13 protein-coding genes are annotated in these 19,980 nt (G+C 71.6%); 5 read left to right on the top strand and 8 right to left on the bottom strand.

The genetic code is table 11. The features are described from left to right. Positions 1-287: 287 nt before the first annotated feature. The gene (locus OG776_RS38790) at positions 288-4,355 is read left to right on the top strand and encodes a carboxypeptidase regulatory-like domain-containing protein (protein WP_443077395.1); all 4,068 of its coding nucleotides are present in this window, start codon (positions 288-290) and stop codon (positions 4,353-4,355) included. Positions 4,356-4,523: 168 nt separating this feature from the next. Here the strand turns inward: OG776_RS38790 and OG776_RS38785 are convergent, their stop codons facing one another. The 3 genes from OG776_RS38785 to OG776_RS38775 all read right to left on the bottom strand — a co-directional run bounded on the left by OG776_RS38785 (position 4,524) and on the right by OG776_RS38775 (position 8,361). Next, positions 4,524-5,096, bottom strand: a complete 573-nt coding sequence (locus OG776_RS38785) for a hypothetical protein (protein WP_148011204.1) — start codon at positions 5,094-5,096, stop codon at positions 4,524-4,526. 58 nt (positions 5,097-5,154) lie between these two features. Beyond that, positions 5,155-6,522: a S53 family peptidase gene (locus OG776_RS38780; RefSeq protein ID WP_329323419.1), complete on the bottom strand. Its 1,368-nt coding sequence runs from the start codon at positions 6,520-6,522 to the stop codon at positions 5,155-5,157. Between the two features lie 252 nt (positions 6,523-6,774). Then, a complete protein-coding gene (locus tag OG776_RS38775; protein WP_329323418.1) occupies positions 6,775-8,361 on the bottom strand; it encodes an MFS transporter in 1,587 nt (528 codons plus the stop codon). A gap of 142 nt (positions 8,362-8,503) precedes the next feature. On the opposite strand from OG776_RS38775, the gene OG776_RS38770 reads away from it, so the two are divergent. After that, positions 8,504-9,100 (top strand): helix-turn-helix domain-containing protein, encoded by a 597-nt coding sequence (locus OG776_RS38770; protein WP_222723813.1) that lies wholly within the window; start codon positions 8,504-8,506, stop codon positions 9,098-9,100. A gap of 116 nt (positions 9,101-9,216) precedes the next feature. Further along, on the top strand, positions 9,217-10,089 hold the full coding sequence (locus OG776_RS38765; protein ID WP_329323417.1) for a class I SAM-dependent methyltransferase: 873 nt from the start codon (positions 9,217-9,219) through the stop codon (positions 10,087-10,089). A 160-nt stretch (positions 10,090-10,249) separates the two neighbouring features. On the opposite strand, the gene OG776_RS38760 is transcribed toward OG776_RS38765, so the two are convergent. From OG776_RS38760 to OG776_RS38750, 3 genes are all read right to left on the bottom strand, one after another. Beyond that, the gene (locus OG776_RS38760; RefSeq protein WP_329323416.1) at positions 10,250-13,477 is read right to left on the bottom strand and encodes a family 78 glycoside hydrolase catalytic domain; all 3,228 of its coding nucleotides are present in this window, start codon (positions 13,475-13,477) and stop codon (positions 10,250-10,252) included. 450 nt (positions 13,478-13,927) lie between these two features. Then, positions 13,928-14,869: a D-2-hydroxyacid dehydrogenase family protein gene (locus tag OG776_RS38755; RefSeq protein ID WP_148011209.1), complete on the bottom strand. Its 942-nt coding sequence runs from the start codon at positions 14,867-14,869 to the stop codon at positions 13,928-13,930. A gap of 181 nt (positions 14,870-15,050) precedes the next feature. Then, positions 15,051-16,106, bottom strand: coding sequence for an aldo/keto reductase (locus tag OG776_RS38750; RefSeq protein WP_148011210.1), 1,056 nt, complete (start codon positions 16,104-16,106; stop codon positions 15,051-15,053). A gap of 92 nt (positions 16,107-16,198) precedes the next feature. Here OG776_RS38750 and OG776_RS38745 point away from each other — a divergent pair, with 92 nt between their 5' ends. Next, complete coding sequence (locus OG776_RS38745; protein WP_329323415.1) at positions 16,199-16,795, top strand: TetR/AcrR family transcriptional regulator; 597 nt, start codon at positions 16,199-16,201, stop codon at positions 16,793-16,795. 135 nt (positions 16,796-16,930) lie between these two features. Here the strand turns inward: OG776_RS38745 and OG776_RS38740 are convergent, their stop codons facing one another. Then, positions 16,931-17,575 (bottom strand): dihydrofolate reductase family protein, encoded by a 645-nt coding sequence (locus OG776_RS38740; protein ID WP_148011212.1) that lies wholly within the window; start codon positions 17,573-17,575, stop codon positions 16,931-16,933. Between the two features lie 665 nt (positions 17,576-18,240). On the opposite strand from OG776_RS38740, the gene OG776_RS38735 reads away from it, so the two are divergent. Continuing rightward, positions 18,241-19,104, top strand: a complete 864-nt coding sequence (locus OG776_RS38735) for a L,D-transpeptidase family protein (RefSeq protein ID WP_148011213.1) — start codon at positions 18,241-18,243, stop codon at positions 19,102-19,104. A gap of 109 nt (positions 19,105-19,213) precedes the next feature. Here OG776_RS38735 and OG776_RS38730 read toward each other — a convergent pair whose 3' ends face one another. Continuing rightward, positions 19,214-19,954, bottom strand: a complete 741-nt coding sequence (locus OG776_RS38730) for a VOC family protein (protein WP_329323414.1) — start codon at positions 19,952-19,954, stop codon at positions 19,214-19,216. Between the last annotated feature and the right edge of the window lie 26 nt (positions 19,955-19,980).

Here is a 19,980-nt window from a genome sequence, read left to right as displayed (position 1 = left end):
AAACGCCCTTGAATCGCAGGTCAAGGACGCGTCCATCGGCCCTCACTGTTGACGGACCGTCACCGCAGTCACCCAACGCAACTGATTGACACGCGAATTACTGGTCCCGCTAATTAGCCCCCGGTGAATACCAACCCATTCACCGTCGCCCGAGAGCCGTGTACGGGTCGACCCCAGCAACCACGCATGGGAGTCACACGTTGCGCACCACAGGCACTACAGCGAGAACCAGATCCCCGCTCCGTCGGACCGTCTCCGCCGGCCTGGCCGTGTTCGGCGCCACCGCGATGGCGCTGCTCGGTCTCCAGGTCCCGGCGTCGGCCTCGACCGCCGCGCACACCTCCACCTCCGCCTCCGCCGACAGCGCGCGTCCGCTCTTCGAGCCGACCTGTGCCGTCCCGAAACGAAGCCACTTCTCCTGCTTCGCCCTGCGCCGCTCCGACGTCAAGTCGGTCAAGGGCGTGATGCGGGCCGCGGACTCACCCGACGGCTACGGTGCCGCCGATCTGCAGAGCGCGTACAACCTCGCGGCCGACGGCGGTGGCGGGCAGACCGTCGCCATCGTCGACGCCTTCGACGACCCCAGCGCCGAGGCGGACCTCGCCGTCTACCGTCAGCAGTACGGACTGCCCGCCTGCACCTCGGACAGCGGCTGCTTCCACAAGGTCGACCAGCGCGGCGGGACCGACTACCCCACTCCCGACCCCGGTTGGGCCGGCGAGATCTCCCTCGACCTCGACATGGTCTCCGCGATCGCGCCCAACGCCCACATCCTGCTCGTCGAGGCGGACGACAACAGCTTCGAGAGCCTGTCCGCGGCGGTGGACGAGGCGGTCGCCCTCGGCGCGAAGTTCGTCTCCAACTCGTACGGCACCGACTACCGCGGCGGGACCGGCGAGGACCCGTCCGAGACCACCACACTGGACGCCCACTACAACCACCCGGGTGTCGCCATCACGGCGTCCACGGGCGACTACGCCTACGGGGTCGGCTACCCGGCGGCCTCCCAGTACGTGACCTCCGTCGGCGGCACCACGCTGACCCGGGCGCCGTCCACACCGCGCGGCTGGACGGAGTCGGCCTGGAACCTCGCCGGCTCCGGCTGCTCGCTGTACGAGCCCAAGCCGGCCTTCCAGCACGACACCGGCTGTGACAAGCGGGCGCTCGCCGACGTCTCCGCCGTCGCGGAGGACGTCGCGGTCTACCAGACCTACGGCAACGGCGGCTGGGCCGTGTACGGCGGCACCAGCGTCTCCGCGCCCATCATCGCGTCGGTGTACGCCGACGCCGGAACCCCCGTGCCCGGCACCTACCCGAACTCCTACCCGTACGCCACGCACGCCGGGATCAACGACATCACCACCGGCAGCAACGGCACCTGCTCCCCGTCGTACCTGTGCAACGGCACCGACGGCTACGACGGTCCCACCGGCCTCGGCACCCCGGCCGGCCTGTCCGCGTTCCGCAGCGGTCCGCACGGCGTGATCTCCGGCACGGTGACCGACAGCGCCACCGGCAAGCCGGTCGCCTCGGCCACCGTCGGCGCGGGCACCAACGTCGCGCACACGGACTCCTCCGGCGCGTACTCCCTGACCGTGCCGACCGGCACGTACGACGTCACGGTCCAGGCGTTCGGCTACGCCGACGGCTCGGCCGGCGGCGTCGTGGTCGACGACGGCGCCACCCTCACCAAGAGCTTCTCCCTCACCCCGGTGGCGAGCCGGACCGTGGCCGGCAAGGTCGTGGACGGCTCCGGCCACGGATGGCCGCTCTACGCCAGGATCACCGCGGACGGGGTGCCCGGCTCCGTGTGGACCGACCCGGTCACCGGCTCCTACAGCCTCGACCTGCCCGAAGGACACACCTACACCCTGCACGTCGCCACGGCCTCCACCGGCTACCGGGCCGTCACCAAGAAGGTCGACGTCGGCGGCTCCGACCAGACCGTCGGCTTCCAGGTCCCCGTCGACTCCTGGGCCACCAGCACACCCGGATACCAGGTCCACGACACCGGCGCCACCGAGCCCTTCGACGCCACCGACGCCCCGCCGACGGGCTGGAGTGTGGTCAACGCGGAAGGGACAGAAGGTGGTTGGCAGTTCGACGACCCCTCCAACCGCGGCAACGGCACCGGCGGTGACGGGGCGTTCGCCATCGCCGACAGCGACCACTTCGGCGGCGCGGCCACCCAGGACACCTCGCTGGTGACCCCGGTCTACGACTTCACCGGCAAGGACGACCCGGAGCTGGCGTTCAACACCCAGTACCAGCAGTTCAACAACCAGACCGCCGAGGTCGAGGCGACGGAGGACGGCGGCAAGACCTGGACCAAGGTCTGGACCGCGGGCTCGTCCATCTTCCCCGGCCAGCGGATCACCGTCCCGCTCACCGACTTCGCGGGCAAGTCCGCGGTGCGGCTGCGCTTCCACTTCGCCTCGCACTTCGGCTGGTGGTGGTCCGTCGACAACGTCTTCATCGGGGACCGCGCGGTCACGCCCACCCCCGGTGCTCTCGTCGTCGGCACCGTGAGCGACGCGAACACCTCCACGGGCGTGGTCGGCGCCACCGTCACCAGCCAGGACAAGCCCACCGAGCAGGCCGCCTCGGTCGCCACCCCGGACGACCCGAACCTCTCCGACGGCTACTACTCGCTCTTCTCGACGACTTTCGGCAGCCACTCCTTCACCGCCGCCAGGTCCAAGTACTCCTCCCAGTCCAAGGCGGTCAAGGTCGGGGCCGACAGCGCGGTCGCGGCCGACTTCACCCTCAAGGCCGGAAACATCACCGTCACCCCCGGGTCCGTTGCCGCCACCGTCGCCTGGGGCGGCTCCAAGACGCAGAACCTGACGGTGAAGAACACCGGAGGGGCGCCCGCCACGGTCAAGCTCGGCGAGCAGTCCGGTGCCTTCACCCAGCAGGGCGAGGGCGCCGCGCTGCGGACCGTCAAGGGCGAGTTCACTCCGCTGTCCAGCAAGGCCCACGCCAAGAGCGGTACGGCCGGGCCCGCCGCCGTGCCGGCCGACGGCCCGTGGCAGACGGCCCCGGACTTCCCGGGCGCCATCATGGACAACGCTGTCAGCGCCCAGGACGGCAAGGTCTACTCGGCCTTCGGCTTCACCGGGACGGCCGACAGCAAGGACATGTACGTCCTCGACCCGGTCGCCGGCGGCTGGACCAAGCTGGCGAGCGCGTCCGACACCCGTGAGGACCCCGCGCACGGCTTCATCGACGGCAAGTTCTACGCCGTCGGCGGCTGGGCGGCGAGTGGCAACCCCGACGCCAAACTGGAGATCTACGACCCGGGTTCGGACAGCTGGACCACGGGCGCGTCCGCGCCCAAGCCGTACGCGGGCTCCGGCAGCGCCGTCCTCGACGGCAAGCTGTACATGGTCGGCGGTTGCGGCGCCGACTCCTGCGGCACCACCGACGCCAGTGTCTACGACCCCAAGTCCGACTCGTGGTCCGCGATCGCCGCCTACCCCGAGCCCATCTCGTGGCAGGCCTGCGGGGCCGTCGACGACCTGCTCTACTGCGCGGGCGGTCTGGGCTCCGGAAACAGCGACGTGTCCCACACCTACGTCTACGACCCTGGTGCCGACAGCTGGTCCCCGCTCGCGGACATGCCCGCCCCGCAGTGGGGTTCGGCCTACACCGCGGCCAACGGGCAGCTCCTGCTGGCCGGTGGTGTCGGCAACAACGCCCTCACCAACCGCAGCCAGGCCTTCGACCCGAAGGCCGGTACCTGGAGCGCGCTGCCCAACCCCACCGTTCCCACCTACCGGGGCGGCGGCGCCCCCGGCTTCTACAAGGTCGGCGGCGGCACCGCACCGAGTACTCCGACGTCCAAGGCCGAGCTGCTGCCCGGCTACGACCAGACCGGATCGGGCGACATCACCTGGCTGGGTGAGAGCACCGACCAGTTCACCCTGCAGCCCGGTGCGAAGGCGACCGTCACCGTCTCCCTGGACGCCTCGGTCCCCGAGGTGACCCAGCCCGGTGACTTCACCGCAGCCCTCACCGTCGGCACCGACACACCGTACTCCGTGCCGCGCGTCCCGGTCAGCCTGCATGTCAACCCGCCCAAGACCTGGGGCAAGATCACCGGTACCGTCCTCGGCGCCACCGCGTCCGGCGGCACCGCGCCGCTGGCCGGGGCGACCGTGCAGATCGACAGCTGGGCGTCGACGTACACCCTCACCACCGCCGCCGACGGCACCTACGCGCTCTGGCTCGACACCCGTAACAATCCGCTGACCGTCATCGTCGCCAAGGACGGCTACCAGCCGACCGTGACGACGGTGAAGATCCAGAAGGGAGCGACGGTCACCAGCAACTTCACGCTCAAGCGCAAGTAGCACGGAAGGCCGTGCCAGGGCGCCGACAGCGCGGGGAACCGCACCACTGACGCGCTGTCGGCCCGACTGGGCATGAAGGGTGGGCCGGTCCTCGCGGGCCGGCCCACCCGTGCTTCCGCGGGCGACCCCGTCTCCGGAGCGGGAGTTGTCCGCGGCAGCGGTCACCTCCTAGTAGGCCTCCTCGCCCTGTCCCAGCCCGAGCCCGGTGGTCCAGGAGGTGAACGTGACACCCGCCTGGTACACCTCGTTGGCTCCGGGTGTGTAGAAGTACGTGCTGCGGCTGGTGCGATCGGGCATGGACAGGGTCATCGAGCCGACCTTGAGGGTGTGTTCGGCGGCGTCCGGGATGTTGTAGATCGCCGTGGTGTGCAGCGGGGAGTCGGGCCTCAGGACGAGGGTGCCGCCCCGGCCGTTCACGCTGACCGGAATGGGCTTGTCCTCGTCGGCGGTTCCCTTCACGGTGATCAGCGGTGTGTCCTTGAGGGTGCAGGAGACGCCGTCATGGGCGAGCAGGGTCAGGTCGAAGCTGCGTCGGCTGAGACTCGCGGTGTAGCCGCCGAAGTAGAACGAGACGTCGTCCATGGTGCACGGGCGGGGTGCCGGTGCCTTCGCGGCCGCCGGTCGTACGACGGGCCCGGCGGCCGCGGTGTCGCCGATGGTGGCGCTCGCCACCGCCGCACCGCTCAGCAGAAGGGCGGCGGCCACTGCCCCGACGGCCGCGGCACGGGAATTGAGACGCATGGGGTACCTCCACAGCACGTAGGAAAGGCGGGCCGGCACGGCCCGGGAGACGGCCTGGTCAGAACGCGCCCAGGCCGTGCGGGACACCGAGACCGGTCGGACCGTCCCAGCCCGGGCCCGCGGTGCACACGGCGGTGGTGACGCCGGTGTACGAGGCGCACTGGTGGTAGTCCTCGTTGTTGCCGCTCGTGATGTCCGTGAAGCCGGCCTTCGGAGCGCGGTACAGACTCCTCGGTCCGTCGACCGCGGAGAGGTGGCCGGCGCGGGCGAACAGTCCGGCCACATAGGGCGCGGAAGCACTGGTGCCTCCGGCGACCGCCCACTCGTACGGGTCGTCGCTGCTGGGTGCGTAGGTGTCGTACACGGCCACCCCGGTGGCGGGATCGGCGTCCGCGGAGATGTCGGACGCCGCCCGGTGACCGCCGCAGGCCGCCGCGACCGAACGCGGCTGGCCGGTGGCGGCGGGGAAGGCCGTCTCGCACCCGCTGCCCGCGGCCCACCACGCGGTGGGCTTCTCGCCGTCGGCGGGCAGGGTGATGCCGCCCACGCTGATCACCGAGGGCAGCGCGGACGGCCAGGACTGGTGGATGCCGCCGTTGAAGCCGGTGTCGCCGGTGGACGCGGTGATGGCCACCCCCTTGTGGTCCAGAGCGGTGGCACGCGGGCCCCGTGTGTTCTGAACGTCCGTGCGGTAGCCGTAGCTGATGCTGACCGCCGACGCGCCCGCGTCCACCGCCGTGTTCACCGCGCGGGCGAAGTCGGCGGTGGACACGTCGTTGTCGTCCTGGGCGTCCTGCCACGGCACGGATATCTCCAGGAGGCGGCAGGTGGGGCAGGCGGCGGAGGCCATGTCGAGGTCGAGCGCGGTCTCGACGGCGACCTGCTCCTCCAGGTAGCTGCCCTGGGCTCCCGTCTGCGCGGCCGGCTGCCTCCTCCCGTCGTAGTTCGTCAGGGTGAGGCACCCGGAGGCCGTGGTGCAGGCCGGAAGCCCGAACTCCTCGCGGTAGACGGCGAGATCCTTCTCCAGCGTCGGATAGACACCCGCGTCGATGATGGCGATGGTCCGCGTGCTGCGGGAGACGGTGGTCAGGCCGTAGGCCGCCTCCAGTTCGGCCGGGCTGTAGCCGACCGGGGCCGCCGACCTCAGCGGTGTCTTCCCCGCTGAGTCCTCGGTGACCACCTTGGCGTGGCACCGGGGGCAGACGTCCCGTTGCGCATGGTGGTCGAGAAGCGTCCCGTCGCGCACCTCCTGGTGCAGACGCGCCACGCTCTCACCGGAGTTCGCGGTCCCGGTCAGCCGCGTGACCGGGGGCTTCGGTGTACCGGAGACCGCCGCGACGGGAACCGCCGCCGGCGAGTTCGCCAGGGCGGAGACCGCCGCGGCGGGAACCGCCGCCGGCGAGTTCGCCAGGAGCGAGGCACACACCAGCGTCATGATCGCTGCCGCCGCGCCCGCCCCCCGGCGTCTCCCCGAAACGGTTCCGGCCCAGGTCCATTCTCGTCGTCTCACACGCACTCGATTCACTGGTGACCGTGCGGCCCGCCGCACGAAGACTCGGCGGGCCTCTGACACCTCGTTAACGCTGATGCTCGAAGGGCGAGTTCACGGTTGATCAGTAATTTCTGAGCAAGGCTTCCGCGGGAGCGGCTCTCTGTCGCGGAACCGGCTCTCCCGCGGTCACCGGGTGGCGGCGGCCTCCGTGGCGCCGGTCCCCTCGGCGGCGGGGGTCGCGTCCCTCGGGCCGCGGAGGGCGACGTGGAGGAAGAGAGCGCCCATGACGGCGACGCCCGCCCACATGGCCTGCTTCCAGCCGTCGACGAAGGACTGCTGGGCGGCCTGGACCAGGTCGTGCGCGTACGGGCCGTTGTCGCCCGCCACCTCGACGGCGTTGGCCACGCCCTGCCGGGCGGTGTCCGCGGCCCCCTGGGGGATGCCGTCCAGCCTGTCGTCGATGGCGCTGCGGTAGCCCGCCGACAGCAGTGCCCCGAGCAGCGCGACGCCGAGTGCGGTGCCGAACTCGCGCGTGACGTCGTTGAGCGCGGACGCGACGCCCTGCTTCTCTCGCGGCAGCGACGCCGTGACCGCTTCGGTGGCGGGGGTCATCGACAGGCCCATGCCGGTGCCCATGGCGAGCAGGCCCGGCAGGACGGCCGGATAACCGCCGTCGACGGAGACGAAGAGGGCCATGAGAGCCAGTCCGAAGGCGGCCAGCGCGATGCCCGCGGCCATGGTCCGGCGGGAGCCCGTCCGCGCGGCGAGCCTGGGAGCAAGGCCCGAAGCCGCCATCATCATGACGGCCATGGGCATCAGGGCCACTGTGGACCGCAGCCCCGACCAGCCGAGAACCGCCTGGAAGAACGGGAAGAGGACCACGGCGATGCCGGCCTGGACGCCGAAGACCACGAGGAGGGTGATCGAGCCGCCGGTCAGGCCGCGCTCACGGAACAGGCGCACGTCCAGCAGCGCGGCGTCGCGGCGCGCCAACTGCCGGGCCACGAAGCCGATGGCGGCGATCACACCGACGGCGAGGCCGATCAGTGTCCTGGGGTTCGTCCAGCCGCGTTCGGGTCCCTCCTGCAGGGCGAGGACGAGTCCGGTGACGGCGACGGCCGAGAGCAGCGCGCCCACGGTGTCGAAGCGATGGGCCGAGCTCTCGCGGGAGTCGGGAACCCACCTCAGCGTCATGGCCAGAGCGACGACGACCAGGACGACCGGCAGGACGAACAGCCCGTGCCAGTCCGCCACATCGACGAGGAGCGCGGAGAGGAACATGCCCAGGATGCCGCCGCCTCCGGCGACGCCCGTCCACACGCCGATCGCCTTGCCGCGCTGCCGTTCGGGGAAGGTGGAGGTGATGACGGCGAGGGTGACGGGCATGATCATGGCGGCGCCGACGCCACCGGCCACGCGTGCGACGAGCATGATCTCGGCCGACCGGGCCAGGCCCGCGAGCACGCTCGCGGCACCGAAGACACCCAGTCCGGTGATCAGCACCGGCCTGCGGCCCAGCCGGTCGCCGATGGCGCCGAGCGGCAGCAGCAGCGCGGCCAGGACGAGGGTGTAGCTGTTGATGATCCACAGGACGGTGCTCTGCGCGGCACCGAACTCGACGGCCATGTGGGTCTGCGCGACGTTCAGCCCGGACACCGAGGCGATGACGGCCATCAAGGCGACGGAGACGGCGATCAGGATCGCGCGCAGCCGACGTGCGTCGGGCACACCACCTCCCGGTTCGGTGGGCTGTGCGGGCCGGTTCGTGTTCATGGGTCCTCCCGGAGAGGGGCATGGCGGGTCGGCGCCGGGACGGAGCCGGTCGCCGCGTGAGAAGGGCGGAGGCCACCGCGCCGCGGGCCGTCCACGCGAGGACGCTAATCCCGCCTTGCATCCGAGGCATACGATGTTGCCCATGACGCAAGAAGATGAAGAGCTGGACAGCCTGGTGCGCAAACGCATCCGCGCGCTGCGGGTGGCGCAGGGCTGGTCGCTGGAGGAGCTGGCCACCCGCGCCCGCCTGAGCCAGTCCTCACTGAGCCGTATCGAGAACGGCCGCCGCCGCCTCGCGCTGGATCAGCTGGTGACCCTCGCCCGCGCCCTGGACACCACGCTGGACCAGCTCGTCGAGAACGCGGCCGACGACGTGGTCGTCAGCCCGATGATCGACAGCGCCCACAGCCTGATGCGCTGGCCGGTGAAGGGTGACCCCGGCATGAGCGTGGTGCGGCAGCGCATGACCGAACCGGCACCCGACAACCCGGCGCGCATGCGTGCGCACCCCGGGCGCGAATGGCTCGTCGTCCTGTCCGGCACCGCGACCCTCATGCTCGGTCACCGCCGCTTCCGTATCGAGACCAACCAGGCCGCGGAGTTCCCGACGATGATGCCGCACGCGATCGGCGCCGAGGGTGGTCCCTGCGAGATCCTGGGCATCTTCGACCGTGACGCCCGCCGCGGCCACCAGCGCGAGGGGACGGACCCGCCCGCTCCACGGGACACGGACGCATGACCGAGAGGGCCGGGCGACCGGTCCGGTCTTGCGCGCCGGGCAGCAGACACGGCCATCGCCTTGCGCGTTCCGGGAGAACCTGTGCCCGAGGCGCATGACGGTCCTACCGTGAAGCCATGAACCGAGCTCACGCGCACACCCGCCACGACGACGCTCCGCACGGCGCCCACCAGGACCACGGACCCGACGGCGAGGCGGAGATCCTCGACCTCGACGCCGAGGTGCTGGCCGAGCATCTGGCGTCCGTCACGGCCTGGCTGCCGCTGGCGGCCGGTCCGCGCCGGATCGTGGATCTGGGCTGTGGCACGGGCGCGGGCACCTTCGCCCTTCTCGACCGCTTCCCCGACGCCCACGTCACCGCCGTCGACGCGTCCCCCGGCCACCTCCAGCACCTGCGCGAGAAGGCCTGCGCCCGCGGTGTGCAGGAGCGCGTACGGACGGTGCAGGCCGACCTCGACGACCCCACGTGGCCCGACCTCGGGACGCCGGACCTGGTGTGGGCGTCGGCCTCCATGCACCACATGGCCCACCCCGGCCGCACGCTGCGCGCCGTGCGTGACACGCTCGCGCCCGGCGGCCTCTTCGCGGTCGTCGAACTGGTCGGCTTCCCCCGCTTCCTGCCCGAAGGCGCGCCGGAGGACCGGCCCGGTCTGGAGGAGCGCTGCCACGCCGCCACCGACCGCTTCCACGCCGAGCACGTGCCCCACCGCGGCGCCGACTGGGGCCCGATGCTGACCGCCGCCGGGTTCGCGATCGAGGGCGAGCGCACCGTCGCCGTGCACATCGAGGGCTCGCGCAGCGAGGCGATCGGCCGCTACGCCCTCGGCAGTCTGCGCCGCATCCGCGACACCGCGGCCGTCACGCTCTCCCCCGACGACCTCACCGCGCTCGACCGCCTCCTCGACACCGACGGACCGCACAGCATCCTGCGCCGTGACGACCTGGTGGTACGCACCGAGCGCACCGTCTGGGCGGCGCGCCGCACCTGACCTCGGGCGCCCCCGGCCAGGGGCAGGCCGGTACCTGCCCCCGGCCGTCCGACGCGACTCATGGCCCTCGGCCCCGACCGGTCGGACGCGGAACGCGATCACGACCGGGGAGGGCCGAGGCGCCGAAGGCACGCGGCGCAGAAGTTGCCGGGGGCCGGGCCTACCCCGTCACACGGAAGCTGTGGCTGCCCGCGCCGACCGTGAAGTGGGCGTATCCGCCCTCGCGTTCGCCGGCCACGGCGTCCGCGGGTGCGTGGGCCGTCTGCCGCCCGCCGACCGGCACGAGGACGTCGGCGGTCGACCCCATCGGCACGTCGACGCGCAGGGTGAACCGCCCCCGCGTCCGGGCCCACGACGAGGTGATCCGGCCGAGCGGTGACTCGACATGGGCCGAGGCGTGGGTCAGGCCGCCGACGACGTGGGGCCGGATCCGCACCTTCGCGTAGGCGGGTGCGGTGGCCTGGACACCGGCGACGTCCTGGTAGAGCCAGTCGTCCACCGTGCCCATGAACGCGTGGTCGTGCGAGCGCGAGTTCGCGTTCCACTCCTCCCACATCGTCGTGGCTCCCAGGCCCTCGAACCAGTAACCCCAGCCCGGATAGGTGGGGTTGGTGGCCACCGCGTACGCCAGATCAGCGTGCCCCGCCTCGGTGAGGACAGGAAGGAGGACCTTGGTGCCGAGGGCGCCCGTGTCCAGGTGGTCGCCTCGGGCGTGAAGGTCCGCGACGAGGTGGTCGATCACGGCCGCACGGTGTTCCTCGGGTACCAGACCGAAGCTGAGCGGCAGCAGGTTCGACGTCTGCCGATAGCCCGCCGCCTCGTTGTCGTAGTAGGCCCCCTTGTCCCGGTGGTAGAAGGTGGCGTTGAAGGTGTCCTTGACCTGGGCCGCGAACGCGTCGAAGTGCCGCGCGTCGGCGTCATGCCCCAGCGCCTCGGCCATCGTCGCGAGCCGGGTCGCGGTGAGGTAGATGTACGCGGTTCCCGAAAGCCGGGTGCCCTCGGGCGCGTTGGAGCCCTCCGGGGAGAGCCAGTCGCCGTAGCTGAAGCCCGTGTAGATACCGCCGGTGCCGGCGATGTCGTGCTCGTAGTACGCCAGCCAGGCCTTCATCCCGTCGTAGTTCTCGGCGACCGCCTTCGTGTCTCCGTAGTACCAGTACAGGTCCCAGGTACCGAGCACGTAACTGGCCGACCAGACCGGGTCCTTGACCAGTTTGCCCGACTCGGTGGTGGGGACGGTGGGGCCGATCGATCCGTCGGCGTTCTGGTCGTCGCGGTGCGAGCGCATCCAGCTCTCGTAGAAGTTCCGCATGTCGAAGTTCGCGATCGCCGAGTCCGCGTACAGGAAGCCGTCGGCCGTGTAAGGGCGCTTCTCGTACATGGGTGTGTCGGTCGGGATCGAGTGCAGGTTGTTGAGGACGGTGTCGGCCTGGGCGTCCTGGTAGCGGTTCAGCAGGTCGCTCGAGCTGGTGAAGTCACCGGTCGTCCGCACCGCCGTGTGGACCCTCATCCCGTCGACGGACCGGAGGGTGACGCCCTGGGGGACGACGACCTGGGCGTAGCGGAATCCGGCGTAGCTGTTACTCGGCTGGTAGCTCTCCACTCCGTCGCCCTTGAGGGTGTACGAGTAGGTCTGCAGAGCCATCCCGAAGGCCCCGGTGTTGTCGACGGTTCCGTCGGCGCGCAGCTTCTCACCGTAGGTGACGGTCACGGTCGCTCCGGCGGGCCCCTGGACACCGATGCGGGCCCAGCCCGCCGTGGGGCTGCCGTAGTCGTAGACGTGTGTGCCCTCGGCCGGAGCGGTGGTGTGCTCGGCATTCAGATGATCGGTCACCTTGACGGGCGGGAAGCTCTCCGAGCGGAGGGTGCCCTTCGGCCCGTCGACGTTCAGCGCGGGGTGCCAGGCGGTGTCGTCGAAGCCGGGCCGGCTCCAGCCGGGCTGCTCCGCGCGGGCGTCGTAACTCTCCCCGAACCAGAGCGATTCGGTGATCGTCGGTCCGTCGGACACCTTCCACCCGCTGTCGCTGACCACTCGGCGGTGTGTGCCGTCGGTGTAGGTGAGGTCGAGTTCCAGCTTGAGCTTGGGCTCGCCCCACCAGGACGACGCCTTCCACTCGTCGGGGTTCGTCATCGAGTAGAAGCCGCGCCCCAGGCTGACCCCGACGGCGTTGCCGCCGGTGCGCAGCGCGTCCGTGACGTCGTACGTGGCGTACAGGACCGTCTTGTCGTAGACCGTGAATCCGGGTTCGAGCTCGCGGTCGCCGATGCGTCGGCCGTTCAGGTAGAGCTTGTTGTACCCGAGGCCCGCGATGTGGGCCCGGGCCGAGGCGATGGGCTTGCTCGCGGTGAACTCGTCCCGCAGCAGTGTCTCGGGGGGCGGTGGCGCCGACACCGACCGGCCCCAGGGACCCGAGCCGTAGCGGGCTGCCACGCGGGCGTTCGGCCAGGCCGTGTCGTCGTGTCCGGGCTGTTCCCACCCGTCGTCCGCGGAGTTCGCGGCCTTCCAGGCACTGTCGGTGACGAGGTCGGCCGGTGATCCCGCCCCTTCGAAGTGCACGCTGCCGAGCACGCCCGCCGGCCCCTGGCTGGTGTTCGTCGCCTCCACCGCGAGCACGTTGGTGCCCGTGCGCAGGTACGGGGCGATGTCGACGACGGTCGCGGTGCGCCAGGAGTCCGCGACGCGCGCGGAGCCGGCCACCTCGGTGCCGTTGACGTAGAGGGTGAAGCGGTCGTCGGCGGTGAGCTGCGTCTCCGCCGAGCCGATCCGCGCCCCGTCGGGCAGGTCGAAGCTCCGGCGCAGGTAACGCGACCCGGCGGGAGCCGAGTCGGACGGGTCCCCCTCCGGGTACCAGATCCAGTTCGCGTCGTCGAGCCGCAGCGCGGGAGCCTTCGCGTGCGCCCCGATCCAACTCCCCTGGAAGTCACCGGGGTCGACGAAGGCCGTCTCGAACCGGGCTTCATCGCTCCACGGTGACACCTCCCCCGCGCCGTCCCATGTTCGTACGCGCCAGTAGTAGCGGGTACGTGACGTGAGAGCGGGTCCGCCGTACGTCACGTCGTAGGACCGGGAGGAGCGCACGCGTCCGCTGTCCCACACCTTTCCCCGGCCGTCGCGCGACGTCGACACCTCGATCTCGTACGCCGTCTGCCCGGCGGCGGCGCGCCCGGTCGCGCCACGGCCCAGGGCCGACCGCCAACTCAGGCCCGGCCGGGGGACGTCGACACCCAGGGGCTGGACCTGATGCTCGACCTCGAGGTCGCTCACCACCGGCGCCGGCCCGCTTGTCGACCGCCCCTGCCGGATGTCCGCGCCGGACACCGCCGCCGCCCCGGGTGTCGTGGCCAGACCTGACGCGGCCACCACGAAAGACAGCATCAGCCCGACAGCCATCCCGCGCTTCCTCAAGCTTGCCTCCATCGGCCGCGGACGTCTCGGGGCACGGCACGGCCACCGCCCCGCCGAGTGATTGAATCGTTTCAATCGTCCCGTATGTCACTCAACCACAGGCGTCTCGACGGGGACAAGAGGCCGGCGGCCGATCCGTTCGTCGGGCGCCCCGTTCGTCAACGGGCCTCTGGCACAAGGCCGATGTGCGACTTCGGCCCGATAGCGTGGGCGACGGTCCGGTCCCGGTCAGATCAGGGTGAAAGCACCGTCCTCGGCCATGGGTATGGGTGGGCGCGCACGAGACAGCAGGCACCACGACTGGCGGGCTCCGTCAGAGGCGCCGGGGAGCGGTGGACGCGGCTCTTCCAGGGTTCCCCGGCATCCGCGAGTGCCCCCGCCTATCGGGGTTCCCCGGCCTCGACCGGGCACCGGGGGGCACCCGTAGGGCTGGGCTCAGTCGATGACGCGGACCGGCTGGCCCGCGCGGAACGCGGCGATGTCCTCCACGGCGTCGCGGTAGAAGACCTCGTAGAGTTCGCTGGTCACGTAACCGATGTGCGGGGTGAGCACGGTGTTCGGCAGCGCGCGGAGCGGGTGGTCGGCGGGCAGTGGCTCGGTGTCGTAGACGTCGAGTGCGGCGCACCGGATCGTCTCGCGACGCAAGGCGTCCAGCAGCGCGTCCTGGTCGACGATCGGGCCGCGTGAGGTGTTCACCAGGATCGACGACGGCTTCATCGCGGCGAGTTCGGCGCCGCCGACCAGCCCTCGGGTGCGGGAACTGAGCACCAGGTGCACCGACAACACGTCGGCGGCGGCGAAGAGTTCGTCCTTGGTGACCGCCCTGACTCCGTGCTCGGCCGCGCGTCCGGGGGTCAGGTTCTCGCTCCAGGCGATGGTGTCCATGCCGAAGGCCTGGCCGATCCGCGCCACCCGGCTGCCCAGGTTTCCCAGTCCGAGGAGGCCGAGGGTCTTTCCGCGCAGCTCTGTGCCGACCGTGCGCTGCCAGCCCCCGTCCCGTACGGCTCGCTCCTCGGTCGGCAGATTGCGCGCGGCGGCGAGGATCAGGGCCCAGGTGAGCTCGACCGTGGGCTCGGGGTAATACCCGGTCCCGCAGACCACGACTCCCTGCCGGGTGGCGGCCGCCACGTCGATCGCGGCGTTGCGTGGGCCGGTGGTGACCAGCAGTCTCAGATCGGGCAGCCGGGCCAGGACGTCGGCGCTGAACCGGGTGCGCTCGCGCATCGCGACGACCACCTCGAAGCCGGCGAGTGCGCGGGCCAGTTCGTCGACGTCCGGGATGTGGTCGGTGAACACCGTCACCTCGGCGTTCAGACCGCTCCAGTCGGCACGGTCGAGTGCGACATTCTGGTAGTCGTCCAGCACCGCGATCTTCATGGGACCGATGCTAATACCCTGACCGGGAGGGTCCGCCGGTTGCCTCGCCGCCCCGGGCCTCCGGCAAGCGTTCCCGGACCCGGTGGGGCGATCACGGCCGACCCGGAATCTCCGCGCTCACCCACGCCACGCTTCCGTCCGCGCTCCGTCCGCGCTCCGTCCGCGCGCCGTTCCCCCGCTGTCAGCCGGCCGCCGCTCCAGGCTCCCCGTCGGCCGCCGTACGCTCTCCGGTCGGGCGCCTGCGCAGAGTGGTCCGCTGGAGTGCGGGCGGCGTATAGGCCATGTCGAGGCGGCCGACGTCGGTGCCGGGGGCGACGATCTCGTCGATCCTGTCGAGGATCTCGTCGTCGAGGGCGATGCCGGCTCCGGCGAGCAGGTCCTCGAGCTGCTCCATGGTGCGGGGGCCGATGATGGCCGACGTGACGCCGGGGTGGGCCACCGCGAAGGCCATCGCGAGATGGGTCAGTTTGATCCCGGCTTCGTCGGCGAGCGGGACGAGCCGCTCGACGGCGTCGAGACGGCGTTCGTCGCGGTAGTGCTTGAAGGGCAGCGCGGCACGGTGCGTGTCCGCCTGACGCCCCTTGCGGAAGCGCCCGGTGAGCATGCCCTGGGCCAGCGGGCTCCAGACCAGGGTCCCCATGCCGTAGCGCTGGGTGACCGGCAGGACCTCGCGCTCGATGCCGCGGTCGAGGATCGAGTACGCCGGCTGCTCGGTGCGGAAGCGCTCCAGGCCCCGGCGGTCGGCGGCCCACTGCGCCTCGACGATGTCCGAGGCGGGGAACGTGGACGAGCCGATGTGACGCACCTTGCCGCTGCGGACCAGGTCGGTCAGCGCGGACAGGGTCTCCTCGATGTCGACGGTCGGGTCCGGTCGGTGGACCTGGTAGAGGTCGATGTGGTCGGTGCGCAGGCGGCGGAGCGAGTTCTCGACCTCCGCGATGATCCAGCGCCGGGAGGTGCCACGCTGGTTCGGGTCGTCCCCCATCGCGCCGTTGACCTTGGTGGCGAGGACCACGTGGTCGCGGCGCCCCTTCAGCGCCTTGCCGACGATCTCCTCGGACTCACCGCGGGAGTAGACGTCGGCCGTGTCGATGAAGTTGATGCCCGCGTCCAGCGCCCGGTGGATGATGCGGACCGCGTCGTCGTGGTCCGGGTTGCCGATGGCGCCGAACATCATCGCTCCCAGGCAGTAGGGGCTCACCTGGATGCCTGTCCGGCCCAGCGTGCGACAGCGCATGACTCTCCTCGAAGTGCCGTAACATGGAGTAAGCGGAACGACTTCTCACTTAGAGAATACGGAACACCTTCTCACTTAGCAACGGAGGCTCGGTGGGCACGGCAGCACCCGAACCGTCACGGCGTGTACGAGCCGACGCGCGGCGCAGCATCGACGCCCTGGTCGAAGCGGCCCGCGACGTCTTCGCCACCCAGGGCGTGGACGCCCCCGTCCGCGAGATCACCAAGAAGGCCGGGGTGGGCCTCGCCACCTTCTACCGGCACTTCCCCGACCGCTCCGACCTGGTCAGCGCGGTCTTCCGGCACGAGGTGGACGCCTGCGCGGACGCCGCCGTCGCCATGGCCGCCGCGCACGAACCCTTCGACGCCCTCGCGCGCTGGCTGCGCCGCTTCACCGAGTTCATCGGGACCAAGCGGGGACTGGCCACGGCACTGCACTCCGGCAACCCCGCCTACGAGCCGCTTCCCGCCTACTTCCAGCAGCGCTTCGAGCCCGCCCTCACGTCCCTGCTCGTCACCGCGGCCGCCGCCGGCGACATCCGCGGTGACGTCGAGGCCACGGAGCTGCTGAGCGCCGTGGCACGGCTGTGCTCACCGGCCGACGCGGACCGCGCGCGCGACGACCGCATGATCGCCCTGCTCCTCGACGGACTCCGCTACGGCGCCCGCGTCCGGCCCCAGGACCACTGAGGGCTGTTCCGCCGCGGACGGGCGCGCGGGGCGGCGCGCCGTCCCCCGTCCACGCCACTCCATCCCAGGCGCCGACCGTGAGGCCGTGTCTCGCGTCCGGGGCGTGAGGGCCCCGCCCGCCCCCGATGTGCCGGTTCAGTCGCCGCGGCCGACTCCACGATCGGGTGCGCTCATGTCCCCCGTCCGGGGCGTACCGTCGGCGAGGCCGTAACGCAGGTACACGGTGCCCCGGGGACCGGCCACAGGCGGTTCGAGGAGGGTGACGTTCGCGGGCACCACGCCGCCGTCGAACACCTTCTTGCCGACGCCGAGCATGACCGGGTGCACCCAGAGGTCAAGACGGTCGAAGAGTTTCTCGCGCAGCAGGGTCTGCACCAGGTTCAGGCTCCCGACGACCCTCACGTGCTCGTGCCGGTCACGGATCTGGCGCACCGCCGCGGCCAGGTCCGGCCCGATGCTCGTGGACCCGGCCCACGAGAGGTCGGGCCTGCCCCGGGACGCCACGTACTTCGGGACGCCGTTGAAGAGCGTGGCGATCTCGTTGTCCTCGCCGCCCTTCTGGTGGGGCCAGTAGGAGGCGAAGATGTCGTACGTGCGCCGGCCGAGCAGGAGGGCGTCCGTGCCCTCGTACGCGGCGCCGATCTGCGCCCCGGTCACCTCGTCCATTAGGGGTGCCTGCCAGCCGCCGAACGGGAACCCTTCAGGGTCCTCGTCGGGGCCTCCGGGCGCCTGCCCGACGAGGTCGAGGGTCGCGAACAGTTCGATGTGGATGAGGCCCATGCCTTGCTCCCGATGAGTGGGGTGTCCCGTTCGACGGATAGACCGGCGGGCCCCTTCGGACTCATCGGTGCCGCGGCACCGGCTCTCGCGGCGGCTTCGCCGCCTTCGTCCAGCACCGCGTACCGTTTTCCGAGCTGCCGGATTCCGGGACGGATTCCTTCGGATTCCCGCGGTGCACCCGCGCGGGTGGCGGACACGCAGGGACGGAAGCAGCGAGAGGAAGCCACGGCGTCCGGGGGGCCACCTACGGCGTCATGCCGGACCTGCCCGGAGTCGAAGTGCTGGGACAGGTGTCCGATCCGCCGGGGCGGGAAGGCGTCGGTGTGATGTTCCCAGGGACGGACCGAACCCCGCTCGGGAGCACGCGGCAGCGGCTCGTCGTGGATCCGTCCACCGGGACGGTGCTCAGTGAGCGGCAGGTGCTGATCGCACCCTCGGCCCGGGTCCGCGCGGCGGGCCCCGACGCGGACGCGGCGCCGGACCACCGGGCGGCGGCCCGGATGAGCCGGGGTGAGCACCGCGTCACGGGGCTGAAGGACGCCCGCCGCCGAGTCGGGGGGCCGCCGCCGCGGTGCTTTCGTCGGAGACCGGCTCCGGGGGCAGCCGTACGCGACAGGCGCGGGTCTCTCACCGAGGTCCGCCGGACAGCAACCACGTTGGGAATCATGACTACAGAACAGCACCGTCCGGTCCCGGCGGACGAGCGCCCGGCGGCGCGGCTCGACGGCGGCCCCGGGGGCTCCCTCGGCCCACGCCGGGCGGTGGCCGCGACCGTCGTCCTCTCCGCCCTGCTGAGCGGGTGCGCGGGTGCCGGGTCCGGGACCGGCCACGGTGAGCGGATGTCCGTGCGCGAGGACGGTGCGCACACCGGGCGGAGGGCAGGTGCCGGCATGCCGTCCACGTCCGCCACCACCCGCCCGTCGGCGCACCCCGCCCCGGCCCCGGGGAAGCTCCCCGGGGTGGGGCCGCGCATGCTGGCCCGGATACCCGACCGGACGCGTCAGGTGGTGCTGGTCACAGGGGAGAACGCGAACTCCCCCAGGTCCACCGTGGTGTTGTACCGACGCACCGGCGCGGGGTGGCGCCCCGGCGCGGTCTGGCGGGCCCACAACGCCTTCCGGGGCTGGACGCGTGACCACCGTGCCGGCGATCTCCGTTCTCCCGTCGGTGTCTTCACGCTGACCGCCGCGGGCGGCCGGCTCGCGGACCCGGGGAGCGGGTTGCCCTACGACCGCTCCGGAGGCTTCACCGCGCACGGCACGGGATTCGAGGGTGAGCCGCTCGCCGGATCGTTCGACTACGTCATCGCGATCGACTACAACCACCGGCCGGGCACCTCACCGCTGGACCGGGGCCGTCCCATGGGCGCGAGCAGAGGCGGTGGCATATGGCTGCACGTCGACCACGGCGGTCCCACGCACGGATGCGTCGGTCTCGGAACGGACCACATGAAGGAACTGCTGCGGGTCCTCGAACCTGCCCGGCACCCGGTGATCGTGATGGGGGACGCCGCCTCCCTCGGCGCCTGACCACCGGCCGGATCCGCGCTCGCCCCGGCGACGCGGCGGGCGCCATCGACCGCCAGGCTCCCGGGCGGCGTACCCGGATGTCCTCTCGTCAGCGAGGCGACGACGTGGGTCAGAACGGGGCCAGCACGCAGAACTCGTGGCCCTCCGGGTCGCTCAGGCACGTCCACGGGACGTCGCCCTGTCCGACGTCGAGGCCGGCGGCGCCGAGCTCCCGCAGCCGGGCCACCTCCGCCGCCGTGTCGTCACCGGGATACGGCAGCAGGTCGAGATGGACACGGTCCGGCACCGTCTTCACACCGGGCGTGCGGAGGAGTTCGAGGTACGGGCCGACGCCCCGGGCGGAGCGCAACGCCGCGTGCTCGTCGGTCACTTCGTGCGGGGTCCAGTCGATCGCCTCGCTCCAGAACCGGGCCATGGCCCGAGGGTCGGCGCAGTCGACCACCACCGCGGCGATCGGTCCGGTGTCCCGGTAGATCTCCCGGGGCTCCAGCACGCAGAACTCGTTGCCCTCCGGGTCGGCCAGCACCGTCCAGGGGACGTCACCCTGGCCCACGTCCGCGGGTGTCGCACCGAGAGCCCGGAGTCGCGCGACCAACTCCGCCTGATGGGCCGGGGAGGTGGTGGCGAGGTCGAGGTGCACCCGGTTCTTCGTCGCCGTCCTGGCGTCCGGGACGGCGACGACATCGACGCCGACGAAGACCGGGTCGGGCCAGGTGAAGGGGCCGGGCGGTGCGACGTAGACGGTCTCGCCGGGGCTGAAGACGCTCCAGCCGAGCGCCTCGGCCCAGAACCGGCCGACCGCCGCGGTGTCGAGCGCCTTGATGTTCACCTGAACCGGCCGCAGTGACATGGCGGGATCCTACGTGACACCTCCTC

The sequence above is a fragment of the Streptomyces sp. NBC_01689 genome, from assembly GCF_036250675.1.
Lineage (GTDB): Bacteria > Actinomycetota > Actinomycetes > Streptomycetales > Streptomycetaceae > Streptomyces.
Note: the sequence above shows the minus strand (reverse complement) of the source record. Positions and strands in the feature narration are given on the sequence as shown.

Bases quoted from the DNA above. Each gene is read 5' to 3' on its own strand.
- OG776_RS38790 (WP_443077395.1), top strand. From the start codon at position 288: ATGGCGCTGCTCGGTCTCCAGGTCCCGGCGTCGGCCTCGACCGCCGCG.
- OG776_RS38785 (WP_148011204.1), bottom strand. From the start codon at position 5,096: ATGCGTCTCAATTCCCGTGCCGCGGCCGTCGGGGCAGTGGCCGCCGCC.
- OG776_RS38730 (WP_329323414.1), bottom strand. From the start codon at position 19,954: ATGTCACTGCGGCCGGTTCAGGTGAACATCAAGGCGCTCGACACCGCG.
- OG776_RS38770 (WP_222723813.1), top strand. From the start codon at position 8,504: ATGACGCAAGAAGATGAAGAGCTGGACAGCCTGGTGCGCAAACGCATC.
- OG776_RS38755 (WP_148011209.1), bottom strand. From the start codon at position 14,869: ATGAAGATCGCGGTGCTGGACGACTACCAGAATGTCGCACTCGACCGT.
- OG776_RS38760 (WP_329323416.1), bottom strand. From the start codon at position 13,477: ATGGCTGTCGGGCTGATGCTGTCTTTCGTGGTGGCCGCGTCAGGTCTG.
- OG776_RS38735 (WP_148011213.1), top strand. From the start codon at position 18,241: ATGACTACAGAACAGCACCGTCCGGTCCCGGCGGACGAGCGCCCGGCG.
- OG776_RS38765 (WP_329323417.1), top strand. From the start codon at position 9,217: ATGAACCGAGCTCACGCGCACACCCGCCACGACGACGCTCCGCACGGC.
- OG776_RS38775 (WP_329323418.1), bottom strand. From the start codon at position 8,361: ATGAACACGAACCGGCCCGCACAGCCCACCGAACCGGGAGGTGGTGTG.
- OG776_RS38740 (WP_148011212.1), bottom strand. From the start codon at position 17,575: ATGGGCCTCATCCACATCGAACTGTTCGCGACCCTCGACCTCGTCGGG.
- OG776_RS38750 (WP_148011210.1), bottom strand. From the start codon at position 16,106: ATGCGCTGTCGCACGCTGGGCCGGACAGGCATCCAGGTGAGCCCCTAC.